The 17318-nt window shown below is 60.9% G+C and carries 11 protein-coding genes; 6 read left to right on the plus strand and 5 right to left on the minus strand.

Features of this window, described 5'->3' with window-relative positions; translation table 11 throughout:
- Positions 1-374 precede the first annotated feature (374 nt).
- Together FBY10_RS21235 and FBY10_RS21240 are read right to left on the minus strand one after the other, a co-directional pair.
- Entirely contained in the window at positions 375-5546 is a 5172-nt protein-coding gene (locus FBY10_RS21235; protein ID WP_145337628.1) for an NEL-type E3 ubiquitin ligase domain-containing protein, read from the minus strand.
- A gap of 81 nt (positions 5547-5627) precedes the next feature.
- Positions 5628-7262 carry an AMP-binding protein gene (locus FBY10_RS21240; protein ID WP_145337627.1) on the minus strand — a complete coding sequence of 545 codons (1635 nt, stop codon included), beginning with the start codon at positions 7260-7262 and terminating at the stop codon, positions 5628-5630.
- Between the two features lie 150 nt (positions 7263-7412).
- Here FBY10_RS21240 and FBY10_RS21245 point away from each other — a divergent pair, with 150 nt between their 5' ends.
- The 4 genes from FBY10_RS21245 to FBY10_RS21260 are packed head-to-tail and all read left to right on the plus strand — an operon-like array spanning position 7413 to position 12939.
- Positions 7413-8576: an isovaleryl-CoA dehydrogenase gene (locus tag FBY10_RS21245; RefSeq protein WP_145337626.1), complete on the plus strand. Its 1164-nt coding sequence runs from the start codon at positions 7413-7415 to the stop codon at positions 8574-8576.
- Positions 8577-8587: 11 nt separating this feature from the next.
- A complete protein-coding gene (locus FBY10_RS21250; RefSeq protein WP_053138385.1) occupies positions 8588-10195 on the plus strand; it encodes a carboxyl transferase domain-containing protein in 1608 nt (535 codons plus the stop codon).
- Positions 10196-10210: 15 nt separating this feature from the next.
- Positions 10211-11017, plus strand: a complete 807-nt coding sequence (locus tag FBY10_RS21255; protein WP_145337625.1) for a gamma-carboxygeranoyl-CoA hydratase — start codon at positions 10211-10213, stop codon at positions 11015-11017.
- Positions 11014-12939, plus strand: coding sequence for an acetyl/propionyl/methylcrotonyl-CoA carboxylase subunit alpha (locus FBY10_RS21260; protein WP_145337624.1), 1926 nt, complete (start codon positions 11014-11016; stop codon positions 12937-12939). Before FBY10_RS21255 ends, FBY10_RS21260 begins: the two co-directional genes overlap by 4 nt.
- Here FBY10_RS21260 and FBY10_RS21265 read toward each other — a convergent pair.
- Entirely contained in the window at positions 12936-13571 is a 636-nt protein-coding gene (locus FBY10_RS21265; protein ID WP_145337623.1) for a LexA family transcriptional regulator, read from the minus strand. The genes FBY10_RS21260 and FBY10_RS21265 overlap by 4 nt on opposite strands.
- A 131-nt stretch (positions 13572-13702) precedes the next feature.
- On the opposite strand from FBY10_RS21265, the gene FBY10_RS21270 reads away from it, so the two are divergent.
- Complete coding sequence (locus tag FBY10_RS21270) at positions 13703-14053, plus strand: DUF6124 family protein (protein ID WP_145337622.1); 351 nt, start codon at positions 13703-13705, stop codon at positions 14051-14053.
- A 464-nt stretch (positions 14054-14517) separates the two neighbouring features.
- A complete protein-coding gene (locus FBY10_RS21280) occupies positions 14518-15669 on the plus strand; it encodes a M14-type cytosolic carboxypeptidase (RefSeq protein ID WP_131698117.1) in 1152 nt (383 codons plus the stop codon).
- Positions 15670-15687: 18 nt separating this feature from the next.
- Here the strand turns inward: FBY10_RS21280 and FBY10_RS21285 are convergent, their stop codons facing one another.
- Both FBY10_RS21285 and FBY10_RS21290 read right to left on the minus strand, forming a co-directional pair.
- Positions 15688-16227 carry a cytochrome b gene (locus tag FBY10_RS21285; protein ID WP_065940125.1) on the minus strand — a complete coding sequence of 180 codons (540 nt, stop codon included), beginning with the start codon at positions 16225-16227 and terminating at the stop codon, positions 15688-15690.
- Positions 16224-17306: a catalase family peroxidase gene (locus FBY10_RS21290; RefSeq protein ID WP_145337620.1), complete on the minus strand. Its 1083-nt coding sequence runs from the start codon at positions 17304-17306 to the stop codon at positions 16224-16226. The genes FBY10_RS21285 and FBY10_RS21290 overlap by 4 nt, the downstream gene beginning before the upstream one ends.
- Positions 17307-17318 lie beyond the last annotated feature (12 nt).

The following is a 17318-nucleotide window of genomic DNA, read 5'->3' on the forward strand; positions in this document are numbered from 1 at the left end:
GCACCAAACCTAATAAAAATAAGACGAAACGACTCTGACATAACAAAAACAACACGGCAGAGACGCAGCTAACAGATTTTTTTGGAGAAGATGTGCTTCGCAGGGTCCGGCATGCCGAAACCCGCAACCGGTTAGAGAAAAATAAAACTACCTCAGGTAGCTACCCACTGGTTGGATCGTTAACGAAGAAGCAGATCAGCGCTCAAAAAAATACGTTTGCTCTTGACCCCGGATGGGGGTCGCCAAAAACAGCGGTAAAGGGTAACGGTTGCCAAAAACAACAATAGACCGCCCCTCAATAATAAAAAAAGAGCACGCAACGACAAATTAAAGGGGACCTCCGGGTCCCCTTTGTGCTGTCTGCACCCTGGTATTTAAAGCGGTGTTCCTTGGGTGGCGGCGAAGTTGTTGAGCACCCTGCGGGTCAAGATTCGCAGTGATCGTTGTTCCAGCGCCTGCCGCTCCACTCCCAACTGCTTGAGTTCGCTCTCAAAAAACGCACTCTGCATCGCGCCGTTCACGAGTATTTCATCCCGGCGCCTGCCCAAGAGGCCGGCCAGCCGGTCAGTCACCTGGTCATGCATCGCCTGCCACTGGTCTTTTGTGGCCTGGTCTGCGGCGCTAACCTGCTCGCCTTGCAGATCCGAAAGCTCAAATAACGCGGTGCTTTTCTCGTCGATCAGATCAAGCTCCGGTGTCATCAATGCCTTGAGCTCCTGGGGGTATCGACTGCGAAGATGTGTTTCCCAGAACAGTCGCCCGGTCAAAAAAGTCTCTTCGGCAGCGGTATTGCGCTCGTCCCTCAGCACCTGCGCATAGGCTCCGTCGATCGCTGCCTGACTCACATTGGCCTGCTGGGGAAACAGCATCTCGCGGGACTTGACCGGCAACTCAAGCCGGTCTGCAAGCAGGGTACGGTATGCCAGGATGACTTCGACCTGTTCAGTAAACCCAGGCCCCCTGGCCTCGACATCCCGCTGAGCAATGGCGTCCACCAGGGTTAAACGAAACAGCTTCCTGCCCGTAGCGATCAGCGAGCCTTCAACGTGCTCCGTTCCCACCATTTCCAGTGCCCTGGCCCCCATCAGCTCGCTTTCAAGGTTCATGAATTCAACCGAACTGCCGTCGCCACAGGTGACTCGATCATCGGCGGTGGTAAACAGCGATTCGCGAATAGCCTGGCTTTCACTTGCGGCCTCAAGCATGTCCCACACTCGCTGCGCCAGTGAGGGGCGGGTCACTGCACTGGCGTACTCGGCACTGCGGGTGGTATCGGCCAATACGGTAAAAAAAGCCGCCGACTCAGGAATGCTCCGCAGTTCGTCCCAGATCCCACCACGCCGTGTCAGCTCTGCGGCCGATGGCTCGCCCAGCCAGAGATCACGCGCCTCATCCACGGTGACGTGCTCGCCCCATTGCATCAAGGGCTCGCCCATTTGAAGGCGCGCAAGGGTGGCCGCCGACAAGGGATTTTCGTGCACGTTGATGCGCTCCCGGTGCTGATAAGCGTATTCAGGCAACGTGGTGATCTGGTTTGCATGCAGGTCGATACGGGCGAGAGCAGGCAAACGTTCGACGCCGACGGGAAATCGGGTGGTGCCGGTGTTCGGCAGATACAACTGGTTCAACTCGCGTAAGCGGCTTACATCGGCCGACCATCCCAAACGTCGATTGTGTCCCAGATTCAAAATCTTCAACTGCTGCATGCTCTCCAGGCGCGTTCGGCTCTGCTCGGTCAGTTGGATGTCATTGCTCTTCAAGTTGAGTTTGGTCAGCCCTGCCCCGCCGTTTCGAAGCGCCGGCAGTTGGGTGAAATTGTTTTCGCTCAGGTTCAACCAGCGCAAGCCGCCAAATGCCTGCAGAAAAGGCAAAGAACGGTCTGAAAGCCCCATTCGACGTAACTTCAGATGGCCCACATGATCCATATTGGCGGTAATCGCAGGCAGCTCACCGACCGCTTCTTCGGATAGATCCAGCACATGGCCGATGGGTGTGCCATCCCCCGCGAATGCCTGCGCGCCACCTCGCTGCCAGACTTCGTTGATCGTCGCCGACACTCTGCGCCTGGCACTCGCATAGCCCGACTCCTCCTCCTGCCAGTTCACCAGCGCTTTATTCAGATCGAAAAACTCCGTTTCCAGGTGCGCCAGCCTCGCCAATAGCACAGCATCCGCCGCACCTTGAAGCCCTAGCAGGGTCTCGACTTCAGCCAGGGACTTCGAGGGGTAAAGCACCATCGCTTTCATTGTGCAAACAAACGGACGCTGTGCCGCGCCCCCCACCGGACTCAGCGGATAACCGATGCGCCCATCCGCCAGGCGCATCGGTGATTTGAATCCAGGCCTGATCGTTTGCAGGCCCAGCGCACGCCGGCTTGCCTGCTCGCTCAGTGGCAGGCGCCCCAGTTGCCCTTTCAAGGCCTGGGTGGAGGACAGTAACGCTGTCCGGTGGGTGAACTGCCCGCCGCTGGCGAACCACAGCGCGCTGAAAAATGCGTCTTTGTCACTGCGACAATAGAGTCTTTGCTGCGGCACGCTGTATAACATCCACTCCTTCATGTCGCTGCGGATCAGACGAAGCTGCCTGGGGGCGGTCGCATCGCCGACCCGGTCCAGCACAGCCCCCTCATACGTATCGGCCCGCAGCTCAATACACACCCCTTCCAGTTGCCCCGGAATGGCGGCCAGCTTGTGCAGCGCCAGGTGTACACCGTCCATTGTCAACGGGTTGTCGAACAGCAGGTCGGCATGCGCCCGCATGACACGCGCCTTTTGCGCGTAACGGCGTGCCTCTTCGGCCAACCGCAACGGCAAGCGTGATGTGGGTTCAATGCAACGTGCCAACTCTTCGGGCCTGGCGTGGGCGACTATTTCTTCGGCGGCCAATTTAGGCAGGCTGGGAAAGCTGCGCTGGAGCCACTGGACATGGACATCACTGGAGATATCACCGGCCGACATTTCCAGATTGAACAGCTCATTCCGGGTGTTTTTAGCCGCTGTCAGCAATCGATCCCGGTACCTTGCGGCCCTGGCTGCAGGTGTACGCTGCGCACGCATCAGTTGCGCCATACGTTCTTCGGCGAATGTCGGTTTACCGTCAACCGAACGCTCACCGCGCGTAATGATGCCCAGCATCACCTGTTCCGCGTGTATCTCCTGCTCGACCTCGTCTTCATCCAGCAACTGGCGTATTTCACCTTCAGTCAGTTGATTAAGCATGGCGGGGAACAGGACCCCACTGCCGAGCTGTTCAGGCTGCAACTTGACCACGTCACGTGGTCTTCTCACTTTGCCTGAAAGCCACGTCAGATTGCCCTCGGAATCAAAGGCTATCAGCACCCGCGATTCAGGCCACATACCATTGTCGATCAACAACTTGACTTGCATGAACCAGTTGACGCGACTGAACACATTGGGGTCGGGGCTGCTCAGCCGATCGATAAAAGCCTGATGCTTGGCGTCGCACTCAAATCGCCGGAGCATGTCTCTGAAGAGTGGCGGCGGCGCCCGATGCTCGATAAACACCTGACGCAACTCGTCATCCGACACTCCGCTGAATAGCCTCGCCTGCTCAAGCTGGCTATCGCTCAGGTGATCGACCGTATGGCCAATACGCCGGAGCAGTGTCTTGCGGTCCCACGTCAGGGGTTGTTCGAACTCATGGACCCAGGCGCCCATACCGTTATGGTGAATGCGTGGCGCATAACGTGAATCGCCGTCGGGGTGCAAGAGCCTGGATTCACCCTCGGCGCCGGTGACGACCTTGTAGTGACCACCGTCAGTTGCCGGCAGATAGAGGCCTCCCTCATGGGCATACAGCCCCTGCGCGTTCGGCCGCAGCCCTTCGGGCAAGGCGATCCGGTGCAGGTATTGGCCCGGATTGACACTGTGCAAACGCGTGCGCCCACCGAACTCCACATGCACCAGACGCTTGATAAATGCCGTGTCTTTGGCTGCCATCAGCACTTTGGGCACCGCCAGCCCCGCCAGATCCAGACCCACCGCCGAAAAGTGCGCCCAGGCCGTGCGAGTGTCGCCTTCGGACCACGCTTCAATACCTTCGCCTATCTCATAGACCATCTGCACGGCCGCAACGACCAGCATGGCCTCCCCCAGGAAGGGCACCACGAAAGAAGCCAGATTGAGAATATCCAGTGCCGTGCTTCCCCACGACCAGAGCCAGGCGTTATACGCCTGATCATTCTTCGATTGAGTGGAGACCACGGCGGTACTGGCGTTGTTCATGATCAGCCGGATACGCTGCGTCGCGCAGTCCATCCAGACATCAGACCATGAAACACCGTACGTCCCCTGGTCGGTGATTCGAGCTTTATTTGCCGGAACAAAATCCTGATCCTCGGCATGCGCCGCGCCTGGATCAAGCAAGACCTTGAGCCGGGTAAAAAAACTGTCCTGATGGGCGAGCGGCACGAACTGGCTGAAGAATTTGCGGTATTCATCACGGCACAGGCGGGTGGTCAAATGGTCGGTAAAGGCGGCTATGTGGTCATAGCTCTTGAGGGGATGGAGGGGGTCGCCAGGGATATACACCATGCAGGGCATCGGCAGGAGCTGGGCATTCCTTATGTTTACCCGCCACTCCACCGGACCGATGATCAGGATGTTCTCGATGTAGAGGTTACACAGCCGCAACGGCGAAAACTTCACTGTGTGTCCTGACCACTTGCCGCTCGACTGACTCACCAAAACGTCGTTGATCAACTGGTGTTGCGCAGGCTGGATATCGCCCTTCATCAAGGCGATGTCTGCCGCCAGTTCCAACTGGTTTTGATGGCTGATGATCAGGCTGCTAAACAACTTGCCCGCCGGCTGGTTCTGGGTTCCTGGCGCAAGGTGGTGGTTGATGGCGGCTCGCAGATATTCGTAGTAGGAACGCCCCAGATCCAGCTCCCTGCACAGTTGGGCAAACGCGTGGGCCTGGATGTCGAGTTTGAGCGACTGGACGTTGGCTGAGGGATGCACCTGCGCGCTTGAATGCCGGTAAAAGTCGTACCGGGTGATCAAGTGACAGTCCTTACACACCGGCTCGCTCGCCTGTTCCGGAGCAAAGTTGTTCAGCGCCGCCTCCAACAGGCTGACACCTTTATAAGAATAAAACTGCGGGCCCAATTCGCTGACGCGCGTGGTCGAAACCTCAGTGAGCTGCGCGTCGCAGGTGGTCTGTTCCAGCTTGCGGGCATAGAACACCTTTCTGGTATCCAGCCGTTGCCCGAACTTTTTTTCGATCGCGTCCGCCAACAATGGCTCGGCATACTCTGCCGGCGGTTTCAGTTCACCGAGCATCTGATCCAATTGGTTCAACGACGCCCTGCTGCGCTTGTGGACCTTACCCAGCCGGTCCCTGTCAGCCTGCGAGGCCTTTTTGTACCAATCAGGAATACGCAAATCCAATGACGCCAGTTCAGCTTTGCGGCTGCCCTGCGCCTCGGTATACCAGTCGGGGATATTGTCCCTGATGACGCTCAGGTGCGGACTTTGCGCGTCCGAAACCCTGTCTGCAGGAGGGGCCGTGATGTTGTCTGTCATGCGTATAGCCTTCGAGTGGCGAAATAATGCGCCACTCTAGGCAACACCTCCGCGCGGGGCGCGGTAGGAATGCACCCCGTTTCAGCGGTTGATGCTCAGCTCCTCAAGGCTGATCTCACGCATGCGGAATTTCTGGATCTTGCCCGTCACCGTCATCGGAAACTCCTCCACGAACTTGAAATACCGGGGCGTCTTGAAGTGTGCAATGCGGCCCTTGCACCAGGCCTGCAGTTCCAGGTCGTCGGCCACATGGCCCGGATGCAACTTGACCCAGGCCACGATCTCCTCGCCGTAGCGCTCATCCGGAATGCCGATGACCTGCACATCGGCCACCGCCGGGTGGGTGAAGAAAAACTCTTCCACCTCGCGCGGGTACACGTTCTCGCCACCGCGAATGATCATGTCCTTGTTGCGCCCGGCGATGCACACATAGCCGTGGGCATCCATGGTTGCCAGGTCGCCGGTGTGCATCCAACCCTCAGCGTCGATGGCGTCGCGGGTGCCGTCAGGGTTGTTCCAGTAGCCGAGCATCACGCTGTAGCCACGGGTGCACAGTTCGCCGACCTGGCCACGGGGCAGCGTGTTACCGGCTTCATCGATGATCTTGCTTTCCAGTTGCGGCTGGGTGCGGCCGACGGTGGTCACGCGGCGTTCCAAGTCATCATCCGCACCGGTTTGCAGGGACACAGGGCTGGTCTCGGTCATGCCGTAGGCAATCTGCACCTCACCCATGTGCAATTCGCCGATGACCCGGCGCATCACCTCGATGGGGCACGTGGCGCCGGCCATGATGCCGGTGCGCAGGGTGGACAGCTCGAACTCGCCCCGGCGCGGGTGATCGAGCAGGGCGATGAACATGGTGGGCACGCCGTACAGGCCGGTGGCGCGCTCTTCGGCCACGGCGGTGAGGGTCAGCAGCGGGTCGAAGCCATCATTCGGGTAGATCATGGTGGTGCCGTGGGTGATGCAGCCCAGGTTGCCCATCACCATGCCGAAGCAGTGGTACAGCGGCACCGGGATCACCAGGCGGTCCTGCGCGGTGAGGCCCAGGCTTTCGCCGACCATATAGCCGTTATTGAGGATGTTGTGATGACTGAGGGTGGCGCCCTTGGGGAAACCGGTGGTGCCGGAGGTGTACTGGATATTGACGGCTTGATCGAAGTACAGGCTGGCCTGGCGGCTGTGCAACTGCTCGGGCGGCAGGCCTGCACCGAGGGCCGCCAGTTCCGACCAGGGCAGGAATCCCGGGGGCGGGCTGGGGTCGAGGCTGATCATGCCGCGCAGCTCAGGCCGTAGTTCCTGCAACATCGCGTGGTAGTCAGAGGTCTTGAACGAGCCGGCGCACACCAGCCACTCGCAGCCGGACTGCTTGAGCACGTAGTCCAGTTCACTGCTGCGGTACGCCGGGTTGATATTGACCAGGATCACGCCAATCTTGGCGCTGGCGATCTGGCTGATGCACCACTCGGCGCAATTGGGCGCCCAGATGCCCAGGCGATCGCCGGTTTGCATCCCCAAGGCCAGGAACGCACGGGCGTGCATATCGACGGTCTCGGCCAGTTGCCGCCAGGTGTAGCGGCGCTGCTGATGGCGCACCACAAGGGCTTCACCATCGGGGTATTGCGCCACGGTGTGATCGAAAGCTTGGCCAATCGTCATGGCCAGCAAGCTCTTGTCCTGGGAGCCACGGCTGTAGCTCGGATGCGGTTGATCCATAACGACCCCTGTTGTCTTTTTTGTAGGTTGACGTATACGTAAACTACGATTGACAGCGCCGTAACGCAAGCTTACGTTAACGTAAAGGTGAGCGCCCTTCCCTGGCGCGCCATCCACACAACAACAAAGCTCACATTAAGGTGCCTGTCCATGAGTTACCCGTCCCTGAACTTCGCCCTCAGTGAAACCATCGACATGCTGCGCGACCAGGTGAAGTCCTTCGTGGCCAAGGAAATCGCGCCCCGTGCAGCACAGATCGACATCGACAACCTGTTCCCCGCCGACCTGTGGCGCAAGTTCGGGGATATGGGCCTGCTGGGCATCACCGTGCCGGAAGAATACGGCGGCGCCGGCCTGGGCTACCTGGCCCACGTGGTAAGCATGGAAGAAATCAGCCGTGGCTCGGCCTCGGTGGCGCTGTCCTACGGCGCTCATTCCAACCTGTGTGTGAACCAGATCAACCGCAACGGGAGTCACGAGCAGAAACTCAAGTACCTGCCCAAACTGATCAGCGGCGAACACGTCGGCGCCCTGGCCATGAGCGAGCCGAACGCCGGTTCCGATGTGGTCTCGATGAAACTGCGCGCCGACAAGCACGGCGACCACTATGTGCTCAACGGCAGCAAGACCTGGATCACCAACGGCCCCGACGCCAGCACCTATGTGATCTACGCCAAGACCGACCTGGAAAAGGGCCCGCACGGCATCACCGCGTTTATCGTCGAGCGCGACTGGAAAGGCTTCAGCCGCAGCAACAAGTTCGACAAGCTCGGCATGCGCGGCTCCAACACCTGCGAGCTGTTCTTCGATGACGTGCACGTGCCGGAGGAAAACATCCTCGGCGTGCTCAACGGCGGTGTAAAAGTGCTGATGAGCGGCCTCGATTACGAGCGCGTGGTGCTGTCCGGCGGTCCCACCGGGATCATGCAGGCGTGCATGGACCTGATCGTGCCCTACATCCACGATCGCAAGCAGTTCGGCCAAAGCATCGGCGAATTCCAACTGATCCAGGGCAAGGTCGCCGACATGTACACCCAACTCAACGCCAGCCGCGCCTACCTCTATGCGGTGGCCCAGGCCTGCGAGCGCGGCGAAACCACGCGCAAGGATGCGGCCGGGGTAATCCTCTACAGCGCCGAACGCGCCACGCAAATGGCCCTCGACGCGATCCAGATCCTCGGTGGCAATGGCTATATCAATGAATTCCCCGCCGGGCGCCTGCTGCGGGACGCCAAGCTGTATGAAATCGGCGCTGGCACCAGTGAAATTCGGCGGATGCTGATCGGTCGCGAACTCTTCAACGAAACCCGCTGAAGGAGCGCCCCATGGCCACCTTGCATACCCAGCTCAACCCACGCTCCGCGGAGTTCGCCAGCAACAGCGCAGCGATGCGCCAACAGGTCGACGCCCTGCACACCTTGCTTGCCCACGTGCAGCAAGGCGGCGGTGCCAAGGCCCAGGAGCGCCATACCTCGCGTGGCAAACTGCTGCCGCGCGAGCGCATCAATCGCCTGCTGGACCCGGGCTCGCCGTTCCTTGAACTCAGCCAACTGGCCGCTCATCAGGTGTATGGCGAAGACGTGCCGGCGGCCGGCGTGATTGCCGGGATCGGCCGCGTGGAAGGCGTCGAATGCATGATCGTCGCCAACGACGCCACCGTGAAAGGCGGTTCCTACTACCCGCTCACGGTGAAAAAACACCTGCGCGCCCAGACCATCGCCGAGCAAAACCGCCTGCCGTGCATTTACCTGGTGGACTCCGGCGGCGCCAACCTGCCGCGCCAGGATGAAGTGTTTCCCGACCGCGAACACTTCGGGCGGATCTTCTTCAACCAGGCCAACATGAGTGCCCAGGGCATCCCGCAGATCGCCGTAGTAATGGGCTCGTGCACCGCCGGAGGCGCCTACGTGCCGGCCATGGCCGACGAAGCGATCATGGTGCGCAACCAAGCCACCATCTTCCTGGCCGGCCCGCCGCTGGTGAAAGCCGCTACCGGTGAAGTGGTGAGCGCCGAAGACCTCGGCGGTGCCGATGTGCACTGCAAGATCTCCGGCGTGGCCGACCACTATGCCGACAGTGACGAACACGCCCTGGCCCTGGCCCGGCGCAGCGTGGCCAACCTCAATTGGCGCAAGCAGGGCCAATTGCTGCAACGCACGCCCGTGGCGCCGCTGTACAGCAGCGAAGAGCTCTACGGCGTAATCCCGGCCGATGCCAAGCAGCCGTTCGATGTGCGCGAAGTGATCGCACGGCTGGTGGATGGCTCGGTGTTCGATGAGTTCAAGGCGCTGTTCGGCACTACCCTGGTGTGCGGCTTTGCGCACTTGCACGGCTACCCGATTGCGATCCTGGCGAACAACGGGATTCTGTTCGCCGAGGCCGCGCAAAAAGGCGCGCACTTTATCGAACTGGCCTGCCAACGCGGGATACCCCTGCTGTTCCTGCAGAACATCACCGGGTTTATGGTCGGGCAAAAATACGAAGCCGGGGGCATTGCCAAGCACGGCGCCAAGCTGGTGACGGCGGTGGCATGTGCCAAGGTGCCGAAGTTCACGGTGATCATCGGCGGCAGCTTTGGCGCCGGCAATTACGGGATGTGCGGGCGCGCCTACGACCCGCGCTTTTTGTGGATGTGGCCCAACGCGCGGATTGGCGTGATGGGCGCCGAACAGGCTGCGGGCGTGCTGGTGCAGGTCAAGCGTGAGCAGGCTGAACGTGCAGGCGTCGGGTTCAGCGCCGAAGAGGAAGCCGCGATCAAGCAGCCGATCCTCGACCAGTATGAAACCCAGGGTCACCCTTATTACTCCAGCGCACGCCTGTGGGACGACGGCGTCATCGACCCGTTGCAGACACGCGACGTGCTGGCCCTGGCCTTGTCCGCCGCGTTGAATGCCCCCATCGAGCCGAGCCGCTTCGGTGTGTTCCGCATGTAAATGGAGTTGTCCCCCATGAGCGATTTCAACACCCTCGAACTGATCACCGACAGCCGTGGCTTTGCCACGCTGTGGCTCAGTCGTGAAGCCAAGAACAACGCGTTCAACGCCGAGATGATCCGCGAACTGATCATCGCCCTCGACCATGTGCAAGCTGATGCGTCCCTGCGTTTCCTGGTGCTGCGTGGACGCGGCAGGCACTTCAGCGCCGGCGCCGACCTGGCCTGGATGCAGCAGTCGGCCGAACTGGATTACCACACCAACCTGGACGACGCCCGCGAACTGGCCGAGCTGATGTACAACCTGGCCAAGCTGAAAATCCCCACCCTGGCGGTGGTGCAAGGCGCGGCCTACGGTGGCGCGCTGGGCCTGATCAGTTGTTGCGACATGGCCATCGGCGCCGATGATGCGCAGTTCTGCCTGTCGGAAGTGCGCATCGGCCTGGCCCCGGCCGTGATCAGCCCGTTCGTGGTGCAGGCCATCGGCGAACGTGCGGCGCGGCGCTATGCCCTGACCGCCGAGCGGTTTGGCGGCCAGCGTGCACGGGAAATCGGCCTGCTGGCGGAAAGCTACCCGAGTGGCGAACTGGACCAGCAGGTGGAACAGTGGATCTCCAACCTGCTGCAAAACAGCCCGTCGGCGATGCGCGCCAGCAAGGACCTGTTGCGCGAAGTCGGAAACGGCGCGCTCACCCCTGCCCTGCGCCGCTATTGCGAAAATGCCATTGCGCGCATCCGTGTCAGCGCCGAAGGCCAGGAGGGTTTGCGCGCGTTCCTGCAAAAACGCCCGCCCATCTGGCAGCCCCAGGAGCCACGTTCATGAGCACATTGACCACCGTGCTGGTGGCCAACCGCGGCGAGATTGCCTGCCGGGTAATGCGCACCGCCAAGGCCATGGGCCTGACCACCGTGGCGGTGCACAGCGCCGTCGACCGTGATGCGCGACACAGCCGCGAGGCGGATATTCGTGTCGACCTGGGGGGCAGCAAGGCCACCGAGAGCTACCTGCAAATCGACAAACTAATCGCCGCCGCCCAGGCCAGCGGTGCCCAGGCCATTCACCCAGGCTACGGCTTCCTGTCGGAAAACGCCGAGTTTGCCCGGGCGATCGAAGCGGCGGGCCTGATCTTTCTCGGGCCGCCCGCCTCGGCCATCGACGCCATGGGCAGTAAATCCGCGGCCAAGGCTCTGATGGAAACCGCCGGCGTGCCCCTGGTGCCGGGGTATCACGGCACAGAACAGGACCTGGACACCTTCCGCGCCGCCTGCGAGCGCATCGGCTATCCGGTGCTGCTCAAGGCCACGGCCGGTGGCGGCGGCAAGGGCATGAAGGTGGTGGAGGATGTCAGCCAACTCGCCGAAGCGCTCGCCTCGGCCCAGCGTGAGGCGCTGTCGTCCTTCGGCAATGGGCAGATGCTGGTGGAGAAATACCTGCTCAAGCCACGCCACGTAGAGATCCAGGTGTTTGCCGATCAGCATGGGCATTGCCTGTACCTCAATGAGCGGGATTGCTCGATCCAACGCCGCCATCAAAAGGTCGTCGAGGAGGCGCCGGCACCGGGGCTGAGCGTTGCACAGCGCAAGGCGATGGGCAAAGCGGCGGTGCGTGCGGCCCAGGCCATCGGTTATGTCGGCGCGGGCACCGTTGAGTTTTTGCTGGACGCCCGTGGCGAGTTTTTCTTTATGGAGATGAACACGCGGCTGCAGGTGGAACACCCCGTCACCGAAGCGATTACCGGCCTCGACCTGGTGGCCTGGCAGATTCGTGTCGCCCAGGGCGAAGCGCTGCCGATCACCCAGGAGCAGGTGCCGCTGATCGGCCATGCAATTGAAGTTCGCTTGTATGCCGAGGACCCCGCCAACGACTTCCTGCCCGCCACCGGGCACCTGGCGCTGTACCGCGAATCCGCCCCCGGCCCGGGGCGTCGCGTGGACAGTGGTGTCGAGCAAGGAGACAACGTTTCGCCGTTCTACGACCCGATGCTTGGCAAGCTGATTGCCTGGGGGGAAGACCGTGAACAGGCGCGCCTGCGGTTGCTGGGCATGCTCGATGAGTTTGCCGTGGGTGGGCTGAAGACCAACCTGGGCTTCCTGCGGCGCATCATTGACCATCCGGCATTTGCGGCGGCTGAATTGGATACCGGGTTCATTCCGCGCTATCAGGATGAGCTGCTGCCGGTGGCCGGGACGTTGAGCGACGCGTTCTGGCAGGCGGCGGGTTCAGCCTTCATGCAGAGCTTGCCTGCGGGTGATGGGCCGTGGGCGGACACCCGTGGATTCCGTGCAGGGCTGCCCGCCGAGGTCTCGCTGCACTTGAGCTGCAATGGCCAGGACCGCCTGGTGACACTGGCCGCAGACGCCGCGAAATTGCAGGGCGAACAGCTAGTGATCGAACACCAGGGCGTCCGTCGTTCACATCTGGCAGTGCGCAACGGGCACGAAGTTTTCCTGCGTTGGGACGGCGAGATGCAGGGCGTGAGCCTGTTCGATCCGATTGCGGCGGTCGAGGCCAACCAGTCGCACCAGGGCGGCCTCACGGCACCGATGAACGGCAGCATCGTACGGGTGCTGGTGGACGTCGGCCAAACGGTCGAGGCCGGCACGCAACTGGTGGTGCTCGAAGCGATGAAGATGGAGCACAGCATCCGCGCGCCCCAGGCCGGGGTAGTCAAGGCGCTGTTCTGCCAGGAAGGCGAAATGGTCGCCGAAGGGTGCGCGTTGGTGGAACTCGAAACCGCGGACTAGAACTTCGCCGTGGCCTGCACCACGACGCCCAGGATGCGGCAATCAGCGGTGAACAACAGTTTCGGGTAGGTGGGGTTGAGCGGCACCAGGTAGAGCTGGCCGCTCTCCTCCATCAACTGGCGGAAGGTCGCGTGAGGGCTGTCGGCCCGTTGGGCGACTACCAGTTTGCCGGGTTCGGCGGCGATGGCCGGATCCACCAGGATCATCATCCCCGCGGCGATGCTCGGGCCGCTGAGCGCAGTCATGGCGTCACCTGTCACCGGCAGCCAGAAGGCGTCACCCTGGGCGTGGTAATCCGTCAGCTCGAAGCGTGCGGCGCCATAGGCCGGGCGCTCTTCGCGAATTTCGCACAGGCCTTTCCACTCGCTGACCGGGTAGCGAAAGTACGACGTGTACTGTCTTGCCGGGCCACGGACCTCGTCGGCCTTCTCACGCAGCTCCTGCACCACTTCCAGGTCGCCCAGCCCCAGCGCTGCCAGCACCCGGTTCATGTCCACCAGGCTCGGCACGCGGCGCTTGTTGAGCCAATGGCCGACGCCACCCTGGGACATGCCCAAGCGTTCAGCCAACTCCCCCTGGGTGACCTTGCGGTCTTTCATGCTGGCCTTGACCAACGCTATCCATTTATCCATGGGCGCCGACAATACGTCAGGTATTTTCCAGGGCAATAAACAGTTTGTAGTAATCCATAAAACGACATAAATACGATACGTACTATCATCGAGCATAAGGTTTTCGACACCCACCCAGAGTACCGCCCCTTATGACGACGAGCCCGTATCTCCTGCCTGACCCCCCTGAAAACGATGACGTGCAAAACCTGCGCAGCAGCGGTGCTGCCCAGCGCGCGCTGGACTTTTACTTGAAAGAAAATATGTCGGCACCCGTCCCGGATATGAGCTTGTTCGCCATCAAGCCTGGCATCAGCCAGGAGGAAGCCTTGGTACACGCCTCGGACCTGTTGCGCAGTGCCGCTGCCACGGCCTACGAATCAGCGAGCAGCCATCAGGGCAATCAGCGCGACCTGGCGTTTTCAGTGGTGTATTTGATTGATATGGCGAAGGCGATGGTGGAGCGGTCGTTGCAGGCAACGGAGGTTCGGGCGAACGGATAACAGGCGCAGAAGAAAAATATTTCTATCCGATGGATAAAAACATTTGACTTGCAAATGATAATGATTATTATTGGGCTCAGCTGATCGCGAGATCAGTCGATAGACCAAGAGACCTTAGGTCGGACTCTTGGAATATCTCCTCATCAGGCTAATCACGGTTTTTGACCCGGCTCTTTGGCCGGGTCTTTTTTTTGCCAGTTTCCCTGGCATGGCTTCAGGCTAATGAAGACTGTGTGTTGCTTGATGGCGCGCATGGTAGCAAAAGACCATCGCCAAAAGAAAGCCAGTACAACGCTCTGGCGCACATCTCTGGGAAATAGCGCTTGAGAATCAATCTCATAGACTCTAAGCTGCGGCGGCGTCACGGATGACGCCCCCCCTCCCCGCAACAATTTTGCATCCAGGCTTTACCAGACTCCTGTGTAATATAGCCGCCACAACACTCATATTCAGGCAACCAGACTATGACCGTGGCCTTGACCTCCATCAAGATCAGTACCGACTTCGACAGTGGCAATATCCAGGTGCTCGACGCCAGCGATGCCTACAATTTGCTGCTTGCCATCCAGCCCGATACCCGCAGCCACCATTACCAATGGTTCCACTTCAAGGCCGAAGGCATGCACGTGGGCCACACCCATAATTTTCGCCTGAGCAACGCCGGTGGCTCTTCGTATAAGCACGCCTGGAGCGGCTACAACGCTGTCGCGTCTTATGATCACGTCAACTGGTTCCGAGTCCCTACGCGCTTTGACGGCGAGATCCTGCACATCAGCCTCGAAACCAGTGAGAAGCATGCCTGGTTGGCCTACTTTGAGCCCTACAGCCGCGAACGCCACGACTGGCTGATCGACCAGGCCCTGAAGTACGCCGGCACCCAACTGCTGGCCACCGGCAAAAGTGTCGAGGGCCGCGATATTCAACTGTTACGGCGTGGCAAAGGCGGCGAAGGCCGGCGCAATATCTGGATCATCGCCCAGCAGCACCCCGGCGAACACATGGCCGAATGGTTTATGGAAGGCATCATCGAACGCCTGCAACAGGATGGCGATGCCGAGATGAAAAAACTCCTGGCCGTTGCCGACCTGTACCTGGTGCCGAACATGAACCCCGACGGCGCCTTCCACGGTCACCTGCGTACCAACGCCATGGGCCAGGATCTCAATCGCGCCTGGCAAAGCGCCAGCCAGGAGATCAGCCCGGAAGTGCTGTTCGTGCAACAGCAAATGCACCAGTACGGCGTCGACCTGTTCCTCGACATCCACGGCGACGAAGAAATCCCCTACGTGTTCACCGCTGCCTGCGAAGGCAACCCCAGCTACACCCCGCGCATCGAAGCGCTGGAAAAACGCTTCCGCAGCCATTTGAGTTCGCTGACCCGTGACTTCCAAACCACCCACGGCTACACCCGTGACTTGCCGGGTGAAGCCAATATGACCCTGGCCTGCAACGCCGTCGGCGAGCAATACGACTGCCTGTCCCTGACCCTGGAAATGCCGTTCAAGGACAACGACAACGCGCCCAACCCGCAAACCGGTTGGTCAGGCGAACGCTCCAAACAACTGGCCAAGAACGTATTGAGCAGCGTGGCCGATATCGTCACGGTCCTGCGCTAACGCCCTTTGCCCCCGGCATCAGTCCTTGGTGCCGGTCATGCTCTGCAACACCCCATCGCGCCGAATCAACCCATGGAACAGCGCCGCCGCCAGGTGCAACAGCACCGTCAGGAACAGCAGGTAGGCCAGATACCCATGGGCCTTGCGCAATAGCGCAAACAGCGGCGCATCCGCCGCCACCAACGCCGGTAACTGCACCGAACTGCTGAGCATCACCGGGTCGCCCGCCGCCGAAATCATCGCCCAGCCCAGCAGCGGCAACACCAGCATCAACCCATACAAGACCAGATGGGACGCCTTGGCCGCCAGCACTTGCCACAGCGGTAAGTCAGACGGCAACGGCGGCTGGCGGGTGGAGAAGCGCACCGCCAAGCGCACGATCACCAGCACCAGGATCGCGATCCCCAGCGGCTTATGCAGGTGGATCAACCACTCATGCCGCTCCGACACTGACGCCGCCAAGCCTGCGCCGATAAACAACATGGCGATGACCATCAGCGCCATCAACCAGTGCAGCAGGCGCGCCAGGGGCGCAAAAAACCGAGGTTGGGCATTCATGGCTTGGACTCCGCTGGGGCACTGTGCAAGGGGCTGACTTCACCGGCACGGCGCAGGAAAGAACTGGCATATGCCGCCGAACGTGCAGCCAGCAGCGGGTCATTGGAGGCTTCGATGCCGCTGGGCAAGATCAACGGATCGAAATTGATGTCGCGACAATCACCGTCGGCCTGGGGTTGGCTGCTTTGCAACACCAGGGTGCCGGCATTCAGCACCTTGTGCTCACCGGTCCAGGGTTTGCTCGCGTCCTCCAGCGGGTCGCCGGGGTTGGCCAGGGTCATGTTCAACTGCCAACGCAAAGGCCCTGAGGCCAGGCGTTGCACCAGGTCTTTCTCAAGAAAATCGCCCCCGGCCGGTGCGGTCTCCCCCGCCGCATCCTGACGCTCGGGCACTACGCCCCAGCGCACGGCCTGGCGCTTGCCCTCGGCACTCACCAAGTAAAACGCGTTGATACCGTTATAGGTTTCGGTCGCATAACTGGCCGATGGCTTGGCCGTTTTGACCCATGCAAGGAATGGCGCCGCCTCAGGGTGTGCGGCAAAAAATGCCGGCATATTCGCCGGGTTCGGCTTGCCGGTAGCCGGGTCCGGCGCGCCGGCCTTGAGCATCTGGTAGAACGCCTCGGGCGTGCCCACCGGGAACACCGGCATGCTGTTCATGCCGGTACGCCATTGCTGGCCGTTGGCCAGGCTGAACTGCACGGCAAAGCTGCGGATCGGCACACTGCTGTCCGGCGCATAGGGGTTGCCGCTGGGCAAGGCGAAGCGGCCGATCAACGGGGTCCTGGCCTCACTGAACACTTGGGCGCTGGAGTAGGCACGGGCCTCGGCACTGCTTTCGAAGTACCCGGCCACGCACACGCCCTTGGCGTGGTTACGCCGGAATCCAGGGTGCACGCCGTTGTTGGTTTCCAGGGCATTGACCAGGGTTTTCGGGCGCAGGCGTTGTGGGTCGAGGCTGCCATTGACGTAGGCAAATGCCCCGGCCATAACCGCAACCACGGCCGCAATACCCGCAAGTCGTGCGATCAGGCTCGCCGTGCTTAGCGGGGGACGTGGCGGTGATGAGTGATCTACCATGAACAAACTCCA

Origin of the sequence: Pseudomonas sp. SJZ103, assembly GCF_007828335.1 — a bacterium.
GTDB lineage: Bacteria > Pseudomonadota > Gammaproteobacteria > Pseudomonadales > Pseudomonadaceae > Aquipseudomonas.

Coding starts and splice junctions, on each gene's coding strand:
- FBY10_RS21245 (WP_145337626.1), top strand. CDS start 7,413: ATGAGTTACCCGTCCCTGAACTTCGCCCTCAGTGAAACCATCGACATG.
- FBY10_RS21270 (WP_145337622.1), top strand. CDS start 13,703: ATGACGACGAGCCCGTATCTCCTGCCTGACCCCCCTGAAAACGATGAC.
- FBY10_RS21255 (WP_145337625.1), top strand. CDS start 10,211: ATGAGCGATTTCAACACCCTCGAACTGATCACCGACAGCCGTGGCTTT.
- FBY10_RS21250 (WP_053138385.1), top strand. CDS start 8,588: ATGGCCACCTTGCATACCCAGCTCAACCCACGCTCCGCGGAGTTCGCC.
- FBY10_RS21290 (WP_145337620.1), bottom strand. CDS start 17,306: ATGGTAGATCACTCATCACCGCCACGTCCCCCGCTAAGCACGGCGAGC.
- FBY10_RS21240 (WP_145337627.1), bottom strand. CDS start 7,262: ATGGATCAACCGCATCCGAGCTACAGCCGTGGCTCCCAGGACAAGAGC.
- FBY10_RS21235 (WP_145337628.1), bottom strand. CDS start 5,546: ATGACAGACAACATCACGGCCCCTCCTGCAGACAGGGTTTCGGACGCG.
- FBY10_RS21260 (WP_145337624.1), top strand. CDS start 11,014: ATGAGCACATTGACCACCGTGCTGGTGGCCAACCGCGGCGAGATTGCC.
- FBY10_RS21265 (WP_145337623.1), bottom strand. CDS start 13,571: ATGGATAAATGGATAGCGTTGGTCAAGGCCAGCATGAAAGACCGCAAG.
- FBY10_RS21280 (WP_131698117.1), top strand. CDS start 14,518: ATGACCGTGGCCTTGACCTCCATCAAGATCAGTACCGACTTCGACAGT.
- FBY10_RS21285 (WP_065940125.1), bottom strand. CDS start 16,227: ATGAATGCCCAACCTCGGTTTTTTGCGCCCCTGGCGCGCCTGCTGCAC.